The sequence below is a fragment of the Burkholderia sp. AU16741 genome (assembly GCF_002223345.1).
GTDB classification, from domain to species: Bacteria; Pseudomonadota; Gammaproteobacteria; order Burkholderiales; family Burkholderiaceae; genus Burkholderia; species Burkholderia sola.
Window position 1 is genome coordinate 24,736 of the sequence record NZ_NKEZ01000003.1, and the last position, 16,206, is coordinate 40,941.

At 66.8% G+C, this 16,206-nt stretch carries 15 protein-coding genes and 1 tRNA gene; 6 read left to right on the forward strand and 10 right to left on the reverse strand.

All coding sequences use genetic code 11. From position 1 onward, the window contains the following. Window positions 1-130: 130 nt before the first annotated feature. Together CFB89_RS02425 and lpxC are read left to right on the forward strand one after the other, a co-directional pair. Window positions 131-637, forward strand: coding sequence for a peroxiredoxin (locus tag CFB89_RS02425; RefSeq protein ID WP_089466606.1), 507 nt, complete (start codon window positions 131-133; stop codon window positions 635-637). Window positions 638-877: 240 nt separating this feature from the next. Next, the gene (gene lpxC, locus CFB89_RS02430) at window positions 878-1,795 is read left to right on the forward strand and encodes a UDP-3-O-acyl-N-acetylglucosamine deacetylase (RefSeq protein WP_089466607.1); all 918 of its coding nucleotides are present in this window, start codon (window positions 878-880) and stop codon (window positions 1,793-1,795) included. 83 nt (window positions 1,796-1,878) lie between these two features. Here lpxC and CFB89_RS02435 read toward each other — a convergent pair whose 3' ends face one another. Next, window positions 1,879-2,355 carry a DUF721 domain-containing protein gene (locus tag CFB89_RS02435; RefSeq protein ID WP_089467880.1) on the reverse strand — a complete coding sequence of 159 codons (477 nt, stop codon included), beginning with the start codon at window positions 2,353-2,355 and terminating at the stop codon, window positions 1,879-1,881. A 256-nt stretch (window positions 2,356-2,611) separates the two neighbouring features. On the opposite strand from CFB89_RS02435, the gene secA reads away from it, so the two are divergent. From secA to CFB89_RS02460, 4 genes are all read left to right on the forward strand, one after another. Beyond that, window positions 2,612-5,410, forward strand: coding sequence for a preprotein translocase subunit SecA (gene secA, locus CFB89_RS02440; RefSeq protein ID WP_089466608.1), 2,799 nt, complete (start codon window positions 2,612-2,614; stop codon window positions 5,408-5,410). A 142-nt stretch (window positions 5,411-5,552) separates the two neighbouring features. Further along, window positions 5,553-6,794, forward strand: a complete 1,242-nt coding sequence (gene argJ, locus CFB89_RS02450; RefSeq protein WP_089466609.1) for a bifunctional glutamate N-acetyltransferase/amino-acid acetyltransferase ArgJ — start codon at window positions 5,553-5,555, stop codon at window positions 6,792-6,794. Window positions 6,795-6,813: 19 nt separating this feature from the next. Next, window positions 6,814-7,683, forward strand: a complete 870-nt coding sequence (locus CFB89_RS02455; RefSeq protein ID WP_089466610.1) for an ATP-binding protein — start codon at window positions 6,814-6,816, stop codon at window positions 7,681-7,683. Beyond that, complete coding sequence (locus tag CFB89_RS02460) at window positions 7,680-8,123, forward strand: NUDIX domain-containing protein (protein ID WP_089466611.1); 444 nt, start codon at window positions 7,680-7,682, stop codon at window positions 8,121-8,123. Before CFB89_RS02455 ends, CFB89_RS02460 begins: the two co-directional genes overlap by 4 nt. Before the next feature lie 58 nt (window positions 8,124-8,181). Here CFB89_RS02460 and CFB89_RS02465 read toward each other — a convergent pair whose 3' ends face one another. From CFB89_RS02465 to CFB89_RS02505, 9 genes are all read right to left on the reverse strand, one after another. After that, the gene (locus CFB89_RS02465) at window positions 8,182-8,382 is read right to left on the reverse strand and encodes a DNA gyrase inhibitor YacG (RefSeq protein WP_089466612.1); all 201 of its coding nucleotides are present in this window, start codon (window positions 8,380-8,382) and stop codon (window positions 8,182-8,184) included. Between the two features lie 28 nt (window positions 8,383-8,410). After that, window positions 8,411-9,166 (reverse strand): cell division protein ZapD, encoded by a 756-nt coding sequence (gene zapD, locus CFB89_RS02470; protein WP_089466613.1) that lies wholly within the window; start codon window positions 9,164-9,166, stop codon window positions 8,411-8,413. 106 nt (window positions 9,167-9,272) lie between these two features. Next, entirely contained in the window at window positions 9,273-9,881 is a 609-nt protein-coding gene (gene coaE, locus CFB89_RS02475) for a dephospho-CoA kinase (protein ID WP_089466614.1), read from the reverse strand. Window position 9,882: 1 nt separating this feature from the next. Further along, entirely contained in the window at window positions 9,883-10,794 is a 912-nt protein-coding gene (locus CFB89_RS02480; protein ID WP_089466615.1) for an A24 family peptidase, read from the reverse strand. A 46-nt stretch (window positions 10,795-10,840) separates the two neighbouring features. Beyond that, window positions 10,841-12,052 (reverse strand): type II secretion system F family protein, encoded by a 1,212-nt coding sequence (locus tag CFB89_RS02485; protein WP_089466616.1) that lies wholly within the window; start codon window positions 12,050-12,052, stop codon window positions 10,841-10,843. Then, complete coding sequence (locus CFB89_RS02490; protein ID WP_179233365.1) at window positions 12,049-13,338, reverse strand: GspE/PulE family protein; 1,290 nt, start codon at window positions 13,336-13,338, stop codon at window positions 12,049-12,051. The genes CFB89_RS02485 and CFB89_RS02490 overlap by 4 nt, the downstream gene beginning before the upstream one ends. Before the next feature lie 100 nt (window positions 13,339-13,438). After that, window positions 13,439-14,731 (reverse strand): HlyC/CorC family transporter, encoded by a 1,293-nt coding sequence (locus CFB89_RS02495; protein WP_089466618.1) that lies wholly within the window; start codon window positions 14,729-14,731, stop codon window positions 13,439-13,441. A 141-nt stretch (window positions 14,732-14,872) separates the two neighbouring features. Beyond that, a tRNA-Pro gene (locus CFB89_RS02500) sits at window positions 14,873-14,949 on the reverse strand. A gap of 149 nt (window positions 14,950-15,098) precedes the next feature. After that, the gene (locus CFB89_RS02505; RefSeq protein WP_011544516.1) at window positions 15,099-16,094 is read right to left on the reverse strand and encodes a polyprenyl synthetase family protein; all 996 of its coding nucleotides are present in this window, start codon (window positions 16,092-16,094) and stop codon (window positions 15,099-15,101) included. Between the last annotated feature and the right edge of the window lie 112 nt (window positions 16,095-16,206).

Here is a 16,206-nt window from a genome sequence, read left to right on the forward strand (position 1 = left end):
CACGGACCACGACAGGCCGCGTCGGATGCGACGCCGGGCCGGGAAACGTGCCCTTTTCGCGTGAGCGAAGCGGGATGGGCCGTGCTGTCCGCGACACGCTGAAAAACCGTATCGCTATGAGGGACCAGCCATGATTCAAGTGGGCGACGCGCTGCCCGACGCGCAATTGTTCGAGTTCGTCGACGACGCGCGCGAAGGGTGCACGCTGGGGCCGAACGCCTACAGCGTGCGCGATCAGGTTGCGGGAAAGCGGGTGGTGATCTTCGGATTGCCGGGCGCGTTCACGCCGACCTGCTCGGCGCAGCATGTGCCGGGCTACGTCGAACACGCCGAGCAATTGCGCGCGGCGGGTGTCGATGAGATCTGGTGCGTGTCCGTCAACGACGCATTCGTGATGGGCGCATGGGGACGTGATCTGCACACCGCGGGCAAGGTGCGCATGATGGCGGACGGCAGCGCGGCTTTCACTCATGCGCTGGGGCTGACGCAGGATTTGTCCGCGCGTGGCATGGGAATGCGTTCCCTGCGCTACGCGATGGTGATCGACGGCGGTGTGGTCAAGACGCTGGCCGTCGAGGCGCCGGGCAAATTCGAAGTGAGCGATGCGGCGAGTGTTCTCGCGACGTTGACGCTCTGATCGTGCGGTGCGCCGTTGCCTTCCGGCAACGTTGCTCACCGGCCTCGGGGCAGTTGTAACACGGGCCGATGACCGGAAACGCCTCCGTTCCGGGCATCGGCCCGTCCCGTATCGGCACGGGTAAACTGTCGAAACAGATTGATACGCAGTTTCAAACAGCGTTGAATTGGGAATTACGCTATAATCCAGCCTATCGAATATAACTCCTGATTGATATCTTCAATCAAGACGAAGAAGACCATGTTGAAGCAGCGCACCATCAAATCCATCGTGAAGACCGTGGGTATCGGTCTCCACTCGGGCCGCAAGGTCGAACTGACGCTCCGTCCGGCTGCGCCGGGCACGGGTATCGTGTTCTCGCGCGTCGACTTGCCCACGCCCGTCGATATTCCGGCCTCCGCGATGTCGATCGGGGACACGCGGCTCGCGTCGGTGCTGCAGAAGGATGGCGCGCGCGTGTCGACGGTCGAGCACCTGATGTCGGCGTGCGCCGGCCTCGGCATCGACAACCTCTATGTCGACGTGACGGCCGAGGAAATCCCGATCATGGACGGCAGCGCGGCGTCCTTCGTGTTCCTGATCCAGTCCGCCGGCATCGAAGAGCAGAACGTGCCGAAGCGCTTCATCCAGGTGAAGAAGCCGGTCGAAATCCGCGAGGGCGACAAGTTCGCGCGTCTCGATCCGTATTTCGGCTTCAAGCTGAAGTTCACGATCGACTTCCGTCACCCGGCCGTCGACAAGACCGGCCAGGAATTGGAGGTCGACTTCGCGAATACGTCGTATGTGCGTGAGATCGCGCGCGCGCGCACGTTCGGTTTTGCCCATGAAGTCGAAATGATGCGCGAGCTGGGTCTCGCCCGCGGCGGCAGCATGGACAACGCGATCGTGCTCGACGAGTACCGGATCCTGAACAACGACGGCCTGCGCTACGACGACGAGTTCGTGAAGCACAAGATGCTCGACGCGATCGGCGACCTGTACGTGATCGGCCATCCGCTGCTGGCGTCGTACACCGCGTACAAGTCGGGTCACGGCCTGAACAACGCATTGCTGCGCGAGCTGCTCGCGCATGAAGACGCTTACGAGATCGTGACGTTCGACGATCCGCAGGCTGCGCCGAAGGGGTTCGCGTTCGACGCGCAGACCGCCTTCGCGTGATCGGCCCTCGTTACCGCAAGTGATAAAAAAGCGACCCTCGGGTCGCTTTTTTGTTGGCCGGCCGCCGGCGGCGACCTGTGCGGTCAGCGCGGCTTCGCGCCGTGCCGCGCCGCCATCCGTGCGAGCGCGGCCTGCAGCGGCGACGGTTCGAGATGGTCGGCGAGATCGCGCAGCGCGGCGGCGCCGACCGACGTCATCCGCGCCTGCTTCACGTGCGGCGGCTCCGGCGCGTCCTTCGGCCGCACGCGCACGCGCAGCGTCGTCACGGGCCAGCCGCGCTTCTGGAGATCGCCGAGCAGCCGCACTTCGACCTGTCGCAGCCGCGCGGCCAGCGCATTGTGCGCGGCAAAGAGGGTCAGGGTACCGTCCTTGACGAAGCCCGGTTCGACGTGATTCGCGAGATAGTCGGGCAGGCACTCGCCGAGGTCGCGCTGCAGCGACGCGATCTGCTCGACGCCGGCGCGCAGCACCGTGAATGCGTCGGTACGACCGAGCACTTCGGACACGGGTTGCGGGCGATAGGCGGCGAGCGGGCCGAAACGCTTGGAAAATCGGTTCATCGAGGCTTTCTTCGAGCGCACACGCGCGCGGACGGTGCGGCCGATTGTACCCGCGCCGGCCCGTGCACGGGCGGCTTTCGGCTCGGTCCGCCCGGCTCCGGCGCGCGATGGCCGTCCGGCCGGGACGCAGGCGCGCGCGTTCCCGCGTGCTAAAATTCGACGTTTGAGTCCACTAATTCGCTAAGCCGCCGAGGCTCGGGCGCCGGGGCGCGCAACACGCGCCGGGCGCCGGTGCTGCGACGCAGGGTCCGATCCGATGACAACCGGTTTTCTCCAGAAAATTTTTGGCAGCCGCAACCAGCGGCTCGTCAAGCAATACCAAAAGACCGTCGCGACGATCAATGCGCTCGAAACGCAGATCGAGAAGCTGACGGACGACCAGTTGCGCGGCAAGACGGACGAATTCCGCCAGCGGGTCGCGGGCGGCGAGTCGCTCGACAAGCTGTTGCCCGAGGCCTTCGCGGTCTGTCGCGAAGCGAGTCGCCGCGTGCTGAAGATGCGGCACTTCGACGTGCAGATGATCGGCGGCATGGTGCTCCACTACGGCAAGATCGCGGAAATGCGCACCGGCGAGGGCAAGACGCTCGTCGCGACGCTGCCCGTGTACCTGAATGCGCTGGCCGGCCGCGGCGTGCACGTCGTGACCGTCAACGATTACCTCGCGCAGCGCGACGCCGAATGGATGGCGCGCCTCTACAACTTCCTCGGTCTGTCGGTCGGCATCAACCTGTCCGGCATGGAGCACGACCAGAAGCAGCAGGCGTACGCGGCGGACATCACGTACGGCACGAACAACGAATTCGGCTTCGACTACCTGCGCGACAACATGGTCTACGAGACCGACGCGCGCGTGCAGCGGGCGCTGAACTTCGCGGTCGTCGACGAAGTGGACTCGATCCTGATCGACGAAGCGCGTACGCCGCTGATCATTTCGGGCCAGGCCGAGGATCACACCGAGCTGTACGTGCGGATGAACGCACTGCCGCCGCTGCTCGAGCGCCAGATCGGCGAAGAGAAGGCCGACGGTACGGGCGTCGAGAAGCCGGGCGACTACACGCTCGACGAGAAGGCGCGCCAGGTGTTCCTGACGGAATCGGGCCACGAGAAGGCCGAGCGCCTGCTCGCTGAATGGGGCCTGATCGGCGAGGGCGAAAGCCTGTACGCGCCGCAGAACATCACGCTGATGCACCACGTGTACGCGGCGCTGCGTGCCCACACGCTGTTCCACAAGGATCAGCACTACGTCGTGCAGAACGGCGAAGTGGTCATCGTCGACGAATTCACGGGCCGCCTGATGGCCGGCCGCCGCTGGTCCGACGGCTTGCACCAGGCGGTCGAGGCGAAGGAACACGTGAAGATCCAGAGCGAGAACCAGACGCTCGCGTCGATCACGTTCCAGAACTACTTCCGGATGTACGCGAAGCTGGCCGGCATGACCGGTACCGCGGACACGGAAGCGTACGAATTCAACGAGATCTACGGCCTCGAGACGGTCGTGATCCCGACCAATCGTCCGCCGAAGCGGATCGACAAGCAGGACCAGATCTACAAGACGGCCAAGGAGCGCTACGACGCGGTGATCCGCGACATCCGCGAGTGCTACGAGCGCGGTCAGCCGGTGCTGGTCGGCACGACGTCGATCGAGAACTCGGAACTGCTGTCGCACCTGCTGAAGCAGGCCGGGCTGCCGCACGAAGTGCTGAACGCGAAGCAGCACGAGCGTGAAGCGGCGATCGTCGCGGAAGCCGGCCGTCCGAAGCGCATCACGATCGCGACCAACATGGCCGGTCGCGGTACCGATATCGTGCTCGGCGGAAACGCCGAGAAGCAGGCCGCGTTCATCGACGCCGACGAAGCGATCCCGGCCGACGAAAAGGCACGCCGCATCAAGCAACTGCACGACGAGTGGGAAACGTTGCACGAGCAGGTGAAGGCCGCGGGCGGCCTGCACATCATCGGCACCGAGCGCCACGAATCGCGCCGGATCGACAATCAGCTGCGCGGCCGCGCGGGCCGCCAGGGCGATCCGGGTTCGTCGCGCTTCTACCTGTCGCTCGACGATCCGCTGCTGCGCATCTTCGCGGGCGACCGCGTGCGCTCGATCATGGATCGCCTGAAGATGCCGGAAGGCGAGGCGATCGAGGCGGGCATCGTCACGCGGTCGATCGAATCGGCGCAGCGCAAGGTCGAAGCGCGCAACTTCGACATCCGCAAGCAACTGCTCGAATACGACGACGTGTCGAACGACCAGCGCAAGGTGATCTACCAGCAGCGCAACGAACTGCTCGAGGCGCACGACATCACCGAGACGATCACCGCGATGCGTCACGGCGTGATCACCGAAGTCGTCCGCCAGTTCGTGCCGGAAGGCAGCATCGAAGAGCAGTGGGACGTGCCCGAGCTCGAGGAAGCATTGCGCAACGACTGGCAGCTCGACCTCGCGATCCAGGAAATGGTGAACGAGTCGTCGTCGATCACGGCCGACGAGATCCTCGACGCGGTGACGACGGCCGCCGACGAGCAGTACGAGGCGAAGGTCGCGATGGTCGGCCGCGAATCGTTCAGCGCGTTCGAGCGTTCGGTGATGCTGCAGACGGTCGACCGCCTGTGGCGCGAGCACCTCGCGGCGCTCGACCATCTGCGTCAGGGCATCCACCTGCGCGGCTATGCGCAGAAGAATCCGAAGCAGGAGTACAAGCGCGAGGCGTTCGAGCTGTTCGCCGCGATGCTCGACGCGATCAAGCAGGAAGTCACGCGCATCGTGATGAACGTGCAGATCCAGTCGCCGGAGCAGCTGGAAGAAGCGGCCGAGCAGATCGAGGAGCGCGGCGGTCATCTCGAGAACGTCGAATACCAGCACGCCGATTACGCGGACGCCGGTGCGCCGGTGGCGAACGTCACGGCCGCCGCGGCGGCCACGGCGACGGCCGACATGGTCGGCAGCGCGATGACGCACAGCGGGCCCGGCGGCGAAATGCCGAAGGTCGGCCGCAACGATCCGTGCCCGTGCGGCAGCGGCAAGAAGTACAAGCAATGTCACGGGAAGCTGTCATGATCGGCGGCGGCGCGCGTCACGCGTGCCGCGTCGTTCGCAGTTTCGAGTCAGTGATGTGAGTTGTGGCGGCCCGCGTGGGGCCGCCGGTTCTTCCAATCGATGCCGGCGCGTGCCGGCATTTTCCATCCGGCAGGTGTGCCCCATGGCTGTCAATTTTCCGTCGATCGATCCCGCCCAACTGCATCCCGTCGCCGGCGTCACGCTGGGCTGGGCGGAAGCGAACATCCGCAAGCCGAATCGCAAGGACGTGCTGGTCATCTCCGTCGACGAAGGCGCGACGGTCGCGGGCGTATTCACCGAAAACCGTTTCTGCGCAGCGCCGGTCACCGTGTGCCGCGAGCATCTGGCGAAGGTGCGTGCGGGCGGCGCGGGCATCCGCGCGCTGGTCGTGAATACGGGCAATGCGAACGCGGGCACCGGCGAGCCGGGCCTCGTGAACGCTCGCGAGACCTGCACGGAGCTCGCGCGCCTCGCGGGCATCGAGCCGGCGCAGGTGCTGCCGTTCTCGACCGGCGTGATCCTCGAGCCGTTGCCGATCGAGCGCCTGAAGGCCGGCCTGCCGGCCGCGCTCGCGAACCGCAAGGCCGCGAACTGGTTCGACGCCGCACACGCGATCATGACGACCGACACGCTGCCGAAGGCGACGTCGCGGCAGGTGATGATCGACGGTCACACGGTCACGCTGACGGGCATCAGCAAGGGGGCGGGCATGATCAAGCCGAACATGGCGACGATGCTCGGCTTCCTCGCGTTCGATGCGAACGTCGCGCAGCCGGTGCTCGACACGCTCGTGAAGGAAGTCGCCGACCGCTCGTTCAACTGCATCACGATCGACGGCGACACGTCGACCAACGACTCGTTCATCCTGATCGCATCGGGCAAGAGCACGCTGCCGGCCATCACGTCGACCGATTCGCCGGCCTATGCGGCGCTGCGCGACGCGGTGACGGAAGTCGCGCAGGTGCTGTCCCAGCTGATCGTGCGCGATGGCGAAGGCGCGACGAAATTCATGACGGTGCAGGTCGAAGGCGGCAAGAGCGTCGCCGAATGCCGCCAGATCGCGTACGCGATCGGCCATTCGCCGCTGGTGAAGACGGCCTTCTACGCATCCGACCCCAACCTCGGCCGGATTCTCGCGGCGATCGGCTATGCCGGCGTCGCGGATCTCGACGTCGGCAAGATCGACCTCTATCTCGACGACGTGCTCGTCGCGAAGGCGGGTGGCCGCAACCCGGCCTACCAGGAAGAGGACGGCCAGCGCGTGATGAAGCAGAGCGAGATCACGATCCGCGTGCTGCTCGGCCGCGGCGACGCGCACGCCACCGTCTGGACGTGCGACCTGTCGCACGATTACGTGAGCATCAACGCGGATTACCGCTCCTGAGCGGAAGCACTCGAACGACATGGACAAGCTTGAACAGTTTCTGACGCGCGCGGAAGCGCTGCTCGGCCGTCTCGAAGGGATGCTGCCGCCCGCACCGGCGGCCATCGACTGGAACGCGGCCCACGCGTTCCGCTGGCGCAAGCGCCAGGGGCGCGGTTATCTGCAGCCGGTGCCGGCCGTGTCGTCGATCACGCTCGGCGACCTGCACAACATCGATCGCCAGAAAGCGCTGATCGACCAGAACACGCGGCAGTTCGTGCAGCGCAAGCCGGCCAACAACGTGCTGCTGACCGGCGCACGCGGTACCGGCAAGTCGTCGCTGATCAAGGCGTGCCTGAATGCGTACGCGAACGACGGGCTGCGCCTGATCGAAGTCGACAAGGACGACCTGCACGATCTCGGCGATATCGTCGATCTGATCTCGCAGCGTCCGGAGCGCTTCATCGTGTTTTGCGACGATCTGTCGTTCGAGGACGGCGAATCGGGCTACAAGGCGCTGAAGGTCGCGCTCGACGGGTCGATCGCCGCGCAGTCGGACAACGTGCTGATCTACGCGACGTCGAACCGCCGCCATCTGCTGCCCGAGTACATGAGCGACAACGAGTCGTACAAGCATCTGCCGGACGGCGAGATTCACCCTGGCGAAGTCGTCGAGGAGAAGATCTCGCTGTCGGAGCGCTTCGGCCTGTGGGTCAGCTTCTATCCGTTCAAGCAGGACGACTACCTCGACATCGTCGCGCACTGGCTGCGCCACTTCGGCTGCCCGGATGCGGAGATCGAGACCGCGCGCGGCGACGCGCTCGTATGGGCGCTCGAGCGCGGTTCGCGCTCGGGCCGCGTCGCGTGGCAGTTCGCGCGGGACTGGTCGGGCCGCAAGGAGCAGGTATGAGCGCGGATCAGGCACAGGGCGCCGCGCGGGCGCCGGACGGTCGCAAGGTGACGGAAGTCGCGGTTGGCGTGATGGTGCAGCCGGATGGCAGGTATCTGCTCGCGCAACGCCTGCAGGGCAAGCCGTACGAAGGTTACTGGGAGTTTCCCGGCGGCAAGCTGGAGGCCGGCGAAAGCGTCGAGGATGCGCTGGCGCGCGAACTGCACGAGGAGCTCGGCATCGAGGTCACGGCCAGCCACCGCTGGCACACGCTCGAGCACGATTATCCGCACGCGTACGTGCGGCTCTATTTCTGCAAGGTGACGGGCTGGACGGGCGAGCCGCACAGCAAGGAAGGGCAGGCGTTCGTGTGGCAGCAACTGCCGGTCGAGGTTGCGCCGCTGTTGCCGGCGGCGCTGCCGGTGCTTGAACTGCTCGAGCAGGAAGCGGCGTCGCAGTGACGCCGTGGCGGCCCGCCTGAAACGCGGGCCATATCGGCGGACGGTGGCGTCGCGCCGCTCAGCTGTCGCGGCGGTTGTCCGTGCCGTCCTCTTCCGACGACGGGCCCTCGTCGGCGGAACCGCCGATCCGATACTTCTCCGCGGCCCATGCGCCGAGGTCGAGCTGCTTGCAGCGGGCCGAACAGAAGGGACGGAACTTGTTTTCAGGCGTCCAGCGCACTTCCGCGCCGCACGAAGGGCATTTCACAACGGTAGTCATACGAAAGCATCGATCCGGCACGCGGCCGTTACAGATTACACAGTGTCAGATGGAACGGCACGTCGATGTCCACCGCACGCGGCCGTACATCGCCGTCCTGCATGGTGAACCGCACCCACAGCATGTATTTGTTGGCGCTCGCCTCGGGAATCACGCGCAGCTCCGGCGATACGCGCACCTGCATCAACTGGTAGCTGCGGCCGGACAGCATCTGCTGGTAACTGCCCTGCATCGCCATGACCTTCGACGCCTGACCCGATTCGCGCGCGAGCCGCAGCACGATCGCCGCGGCGTCGCGCAACGGCAGCAGCGGCAGGATCCACTTCGTGATGTCCTGGCGCCGCTGCTCGGCGGGCCATTGTTGCCACGCGTAGTACGACGGCAGGTCGAATTTGCACGTGCCGCCCGGAATCACCGCGCGGCTGCGGATGCTGGCGAGCCACTCGTTGTCGACGAGGTGCTGGCCGGTCTTGCCCTGCATCTGCGCGAGATTCGCGAGCGTTTGCTCGATTTCGCCGAGCACGGCCTCGAGCGCGTTCTGCTCGATGCCCGGATTGCCGCGAAAGGGGGCGAGCGTCTGCCGTTGACGTTCGAGCTCCTTCATCAGATCCGATTTCAGGTCCGCGCGGCCCGTTACCTCGGCGATTTCGAACAGCGTCGTCAGCGCGACGTGGTGTTCACGCGGGTCCTCCTGAGCCAAAAAGAACGCGAAGCGCTCGAATAGATCTTCGAGACGCAACAGCGTGCGAATTCGCTCGTTGAACGGATACTCGTAAAGAATCAAGCGCGCTCGCCTCTTGGGTAGGGATTGAAACAATGAAGGACATTCTAATGCCCCCTCTCTACCCTAGCAACGCGCCAATTTCGTACACCATCACGATGCGCGATGCTCAGCGCGCGGCGGCCGCGAATCCGACATAGCGTTGGTGCAGTGCATCGACCTGCGCGGCGAGCGCGGCGGGCGTGACCGCGTCGTTGACGATCACGTCGTCGGCCGCCGCGAGGCGGGCTTCGCGCGTCGCCTGTCTGGCGATGATCGCTTCAACCTGTTCGCGCGTGAAACCGTTGCGCCGCATCACGCGCGCGATCTGCGTTTCGACCGGGCAGTCGACGACGAGCACGCGATCGCTGCGCGCCTTCCAGGTGCCCGACTCGACGAGCAGCGGCACGACGAACATCACGTACGGGCCCCGTGCTTCGCGCGCCTCGCGATCGGTCTCCGCGCGGATCAGCGGATGCGTGATCGCTTCGAGGCGGCGGCGCGCATCGTCGTCGCTGAAGATCAGCGTGCGCATCTTCGCGCGATCGAGCGAGCCGTCGGAGGCCACGAAGTCGCGACCGAAGGCCTGTTCGATCGCCGGCATCGCGAGGCCGCCCGGCGCGGTGATGCGGTGGGCAATCAGGTCGGTATCGACGAGCGATGCGCCACGGGCGCCGAACAGATCGGCAACGGTCGTCTTGCCGCTGCCGATGCCGCCCGTGAGTCCTACGGAAAACATGTCAGCCTCCGAGCGCCACATAGAAAGGGGTGCCGAAAAACAGCGTGGCGGCGCCGCCGGCCGCGAGGAACGGGCCGAACGGAATCGGCTCCTCGAAGCGCATGCGGCCGCGCCAGGTCGCGACGAGCCCGACGATCGCGCCGGTCACCGCCGCGAACAGCACGACCTGCGGCAGGGCGGCCCAGCCCATCCACGCGCCGAGCGCGGCAAGCAGCTTCAGGTCGCCGAAACCGATGCCCTCGATGCCGCGCAGCCATTTGAACAGCCAGTAGATCGACCACAGGAACAGGTAGCCGGCCATCGCGCCGATCACGGCCGAGCGCAGCGACGTGAAGGTACCGCCAAGGTTCAGCACGAGCCCGGCCCACAGCAGCGGCAGCGTCATCGAGTCGGGCAGGTAGCCGGTCCGGATGTCGATCGCGCTCATCGCGAGCAATGCCGCGCACAGCGCGAACGCGGCAAGCGCGGCGACGGTCGGGCCGAACGCCGCGAGCGAGCCGGCGGCGAGCCCTGCGCACGCGATCTCGACGAGCACGTAGCGGACGCCGATCGCATGGCCGCAGCGCCGGCAGCGCCCGCGCAGCATCAGGTAGCTGACGACCGGGATGTTTTCCCACGCGCGCAGTACGTGGCCGCAATGCGGGCAGGCGCTGCGCGGGCGCCACAGATCGTAGCGCGGCGGATAACCGTCGTCGGGCGGGGCGCCCGCGGTGCCGGTCGCCTCGGCGATCTCGGCCTGCCACGCACGCTGCATCATCACGGGCAACCGGTGCACGACGACGTTCAGGAAGCTGCCGATGCAAAGGCCGACGACGATCGCGAACGCATACTGCAGCGCGGGCGGCAGCATCGCCAGCGCGAGCAGCGTGCTCTCGGGCGAATCGGGAACGGCGGGCAGGGGCGCTGGCGTCATGAGGCTCAAGGTTCGGACTTAAAAGGCGACAGAATCGGTTGCGATGCTACACCACGTTGCCGAGTTGAAGGATCGGCAGGTACATCGCGATCACGAGGCCGCCGACGAGTGCGCCCAGGACGATCACGATCAACGGTTCGCCGAGCGCCGCGAGCGCATCGAGGCGCGCATCCAGCTGGCGCTCGCACAACGCGGCGATGTCCGCGAGCATCGTGTCGAGCGCACCGGTTTCCTCGGCGACGGCGATCGGTTGCACGACGTCGTCCGGAAAGCAGCCGGCCGAATGCATCGCATCGGCCAGACGTACGCCGCGCAGCACACGTGCGGCGACGTGCGCGGTGGCGTGCGCGAACACCGGATGGCCGGCCGTGCGCTCGAGCGTCGCGAACGCATCGGCGAGCGGCACGCCGGCGCCGAGCAGGGTCGCCAGCGAGCGGCACCAGCGTGCGGCCGCGAATCGCTCCAGCGCGCTGCCGACGAGCGGGGCGCGCAGCAGGCGCCGCGCGAGCGCGTGACGCAGCGCGGCCGAGCGCCGCAGCGCGTGCTGCGCGGCAAGCCCGGTGGCGGCCGCGCCGGCCAGGAGCACACCGCCCCACGCCGACAGCGCGGCGGACAGCGCGAGCAGCGCGCGGGTCGGCGCGGGCAGGGCGGCGCCGAAACCGTCGAAGATCTGCCGGAAGGTCGGTACGACCCACACCATCAAGGCGGCCGAGATCGCGAGCGCGAACAGGATGACGGCGGCCGGATACGCGAGCGCGGCCCGCAGCTTGCGCCATTGCGCATCGGCGCGCTCGCGATGTTCCGCGACCCGCGTCAGCACGACGCCGAGCGAACCGGACGCCTCGCCGACCTCGATCAACTGACGATACAGCGTGCCGAATTGCGATGGATAGCGTGCGAGCGCATCGGCGAAGCGCCGGCCGCCGACGATTTCGCGGGCGAGCCCCGCGGCAATGCGCGGCACGCCGTCGCGCGTGCGGGTGCGCGCGAGCATCTCGAGCGACGGCGCGAGCGGCAGGCCGGCCTGCAGCAGGCTCGCGAGCTGGCGCGTGAAGCGCGTGATGTCACGCGCGGCCGCCGCAGGCGCACGGGCCGGCCCGCGGACGTCGAGCGACAGCACCGCGATGCCGTCGCGCGCGAGCGTGGCGCGCGCGGCCGCGGCGTCGAACGCGATGACGGTCCCGCGACGCGGCGAGCCGTCGCGATGGCGGCCGCGCCATGCAAAGCGGGTTTCGCGCGGTGGCGTGCGCACGTTCACGCCGCGGGGGTGGCGGCGACGGCTTCCGCGATGCTCGTCGTGCCGTCCATGACGCGCGCGAATGCCGCGTCGCGCAGCGTGCGCACGCCCTCGGCCGCCACGCACTGCGCGAGTTCGCCGACGCTCGCCCGCGCGACGATGCGCTCGGCCAGCCCGGGCGATACCGGCATCGTCTGATGCAGGCCGATGCGCCCGCGATAGCCGATCCCGTGACAGGCGGAACAGCCGCGGGCGACGAACGGCCGCCAGCCGGCCGCCAGTGCCGCCGGGTCGCAGCCGGCTTCCCGCAGCGCGCGCGCCGATGCGTCCGAATGCGCGCGGCAGGCGACGCACAGGCGCCGGACGAGGCGTTGCGCGGTGACGAGGTGCAGCGCGGCCGCGAGGTTGTACGGTGCGACGCCGATGTCGAGCAGCCGCGCGACGGCGGCCGGCGCGTCGTTCGTGTGCAGCGTCGACAACACGAGATGGCCGGTCTGCGCGGCCTTGATCGCGACATCGGCCGTCTCCGCATCGCGAATCTCGCCGACCATGATGACGTCCGGGTCCTGTCGCAACAGCGCGCGCAGCGCCGTCGCGAACGTGAGCCCTGCCTTGTCGGCGACCCCGACCTGATTGATCCCGTCGAGCTGGATCTCGGCAGGATCCTCGACCGTGCAGACGTTGCGCGCGTCGCGATCGAGCATTTGCAGCGCGCAGTAGAGCGACAGCGTCTTGCCGCTGCCGGTCGGGCCCGTGACCAGCACGAGGCCGTGCGGCGCGCGGATCGCGGCCTCCATCGCGGCCGCCTGCCGCGCGTCGAAGCCGAGGATTGCGAGCGTGAGATCGGGCGGCAGCGTTTCGAGCCGCCGCAGCACGAGCTTTTCGCCGAACAGCGTGGGCAGCGAACTGACGCGATAGTCGCCGCGCATGCCGCCGTCGATCGCGATGCGCAGCCGGCCGTCCTGCGGGAGCCGCCGTTCGGCGATGTCCATGCGCGAGAGCACCTTGATCCGGGTGACGAGCGCATCGCGCAGGTGCAGCGGTGGCCGCGCGTGTTCATGCAGCACGCCGTCTATGCGCAGACGGATGCGCCAGCCGGCTTCGAACGGCTCGACGTGGATGTCCGACGCGTCGCGCACGCGCGCCGCGTGCAGCGTGTCCGTCAGCAGCCGTACGGCGGGGGCATCGTCGAGTTGGGCCGCATCGAGTGCATGGGGCGCGGCGGTGGGCGGCGCGTCGGCGGGCGCGGGCGCCGACTGCGCGTGCGGCGACGCCGCTGAGGAAGGGAAGTGCATGTGAGCCGGCATGTTGGCCGCCTGTTGACCGTGATGCGCAGATGATCGCGCGTCGCGGGCGGCGCCGGCAGTCGGCCGTTCGGCCAGGGCCTGTTATTGGCGCGAGCGGGCCCTAGCGCGACGCGGCGCGACCGGCGCGCGCGCCGCGCGGCTTGAAGAGCTTGACGGTGCGTACAGCCTGATCGTCGCTGCGCATCACCTCGAGCATCACGTCGCCGATTTTCAGGCACACGTCGTCTTCCGGAATTTCCTCGAGGATCTCGAGCACGAGTCCGTTCAGCGTCTTCGGGCCGTCGGTCGGCAGCTTCAGGTGCAGCCAGCGGTTCAGTTCGCGCAGCGGCATGCTGGCCGAGACGATGCATTCGCCGTTCTCGTCCCATCCGCCCGCGCGCTCGCTGCGCGGCATCGACGTCGTGAATTCGCCGATCAGTTCCTCGATGATGTCCTCGGGCGTGACGAGCCCTTCGAGTTCGCCGTACTCGTTGACGACGAGCGCGGTGCGCTGGCGGGTTTCCTGGAAGAACTGCAACTGCTGGACCACCGGCGTGCCGGACGGCACATAGTATGGTTCGGCGAGCAGCGCGCGCAGCGTCTCGCGGTCGAAATCCTGGTTGTGCAGCGCGGTGAGCGTCTTGCGCACGTGCAGCACGCCGAGCACCTTGTCGATGTCGCCTTCGTAGACGACGAGCCGGTTGTGATAGCAGGTTTCGAGCTGATGCAGGATGTCGTCGAGCGGCGCGTGGAAGTTGAGCGACTCGATCTGGCGGCGCGGCACCATCACGTCGTCGACCGTGATGTTCTCGAGGTCGAACAGGTTGAGCAGGATGCTGCGGTGCTTGGTCGGCATGAAACTGCTCGATTCGAGCACGATGGCGCGCAGCTCGTCGGCCGACATCCGCTGGTCGCGGCCCTTTTTCGTGTTGATGCGCAACACCCACAGCACGCCGTTCGCGAGCGCGTTGACGAACCACACGACCGGCTTGAACACGCGCATCAGCGGTGCGATCACGAGGCTCGCGGGCAGCGCGATGCGTTCGGGGAACGTCGCGCCGACGATCTTCGGCGCGATTTCCGCGAACACGATGATCAGGAACGCGACGACACCGGTCGCGATCGACAGCGCGAGGTTGTTGCGCCCGAACGTATGGAGCGCGAGCGACGTCGTGAGGACCGGGATGATCGTGTTGAACAGGTTGTTGCCGATCAGGATCACGCTGAGCAGCAAGTCAGTGCGCGTGAGCAGCCCCTGCGTGGTTTTCGCGCCGAGTGCGCCTTGACCTGCGAGATGCTTCAGCCGATGGCGGTTGAGCGCCATCATCGCGGTCTCGGAAATGGAAAAGAAGCTGGAACAGAGGAGAAGCAGGAAGACGGCGCCGATTTGCGCCCATAAGGGAATTTGGTCCACGCGTTGGAAAGGGCAGTGAAGGACAGGGATGGGGGAAATATAGCAGAGGCCGGCGACCGCGATGTGTCGCGCGCGACACGCGGGGCCCGCGGCGGCCGGACGAAAAAAAACCGTGCACGCGGTGCACGGTTTTTTTAAATCTGGTCGGGGTGAGAGGATTCGAACCTCCGGCCTCTACGTCCCGAACGTAGCGCTCTACCAGGCTAAGCTACACCCCGATTTTTGCTCTTCGGACTTCGCCCTCTTCGTTAAGAATCGCTGCGTCGTCACAAGCAAGAACGTAACTATAACGATGTTTTTTCTAAAAGGGAATACTTCGATGAAGAAAATTTTCGAGACAAGGCATCGCTTCGCGTTCGCGGCGTGTTTACGATTGCCGCGACGTCGAGTATGAGCACAACCCGAGCAGGCTTTCCTTGTAAATCGAATCGGGGAACGCGGCAATCGCCGCGGCTGCCGCCTGCGCTTCCTGGCGTGCGCATTCGAGCGTGTGATCGAGCGCGCCCGAACGCGTGATCGCTTCGAAAATCGTGTCGAAGCGATCGGTGCCGCCCTGTTCGATCGCCTCGCGTGCGAGCGCCGACTGTTCGGGCGTGCCGCGTTCGATCAGATAGATGAGCGGCAGCGTCGGCTTGCCTTCGCGCAGGTCGTCGCCGGCATTCTTGCCCATCGCCTCGGCCGTGCCTGCATAGTCGAGCCAGTCGTCCATGATCTGGAACGCGGTGCCGATCCGGCGGCCGTATTCGGCGGCTGCCGCCTCGGTCGGCGCATCGGCGCCCGCGAGCACCGCGCCCAGGCGCGCCGACGCCTCGAACAGCTTGGCCGTCTTGTAGCGGATCACCTGCATGTAGCGCGTTTCGTCGACGTCCGCGTCGTGCATGTTGAGGAGCTGCAGCACCTCGCCTTCCGAAATGATCGTCGTCGCTTCGGACAGGATCTCCATCACGCGCATCTTGCCGACGCCGACCATCATCTCGAACGAACGCGAGTAGAGGTAGTCGCCTACCAGCACGCTCGCCGCGTTGCCGAACAGCGCATTGGCGGTCTGGCGGCCGCGGCGCAGCTCGGATTCGTCGACGACATCGTCATGCAGCAGCGTGGCCGTGTGGATGAACTCGACGACGGCGGCCAGCACGTGCCGCTGGTGCGACGTTTCGCCGAGCGCGCCGGCGACGAGCAGCAGCAACGCCGGACGCAGCCGCTTGCCGCCCGCGCCGATGATGTACTCGGCGATCTGGTTGATCAGCAGCACGTCGGACGCGAGGCTTTGCCGGATAACGCGATTCACCTGCTCCATGTCGCTGGTGATCGGGGCGAGCAGGTGGGCGGCGCTGAGGGTGGGGGAGGCGGTGGACGACGACATGATGATGGAATTGGGTGATGCCGCGGATTATAAGTCGAATCCGCGATATGCCGGTCTGTCAGACGTAGCAGCGGCGCGATTTTGACCGTCCGGCCGAGGCCCCGCGCGCGGC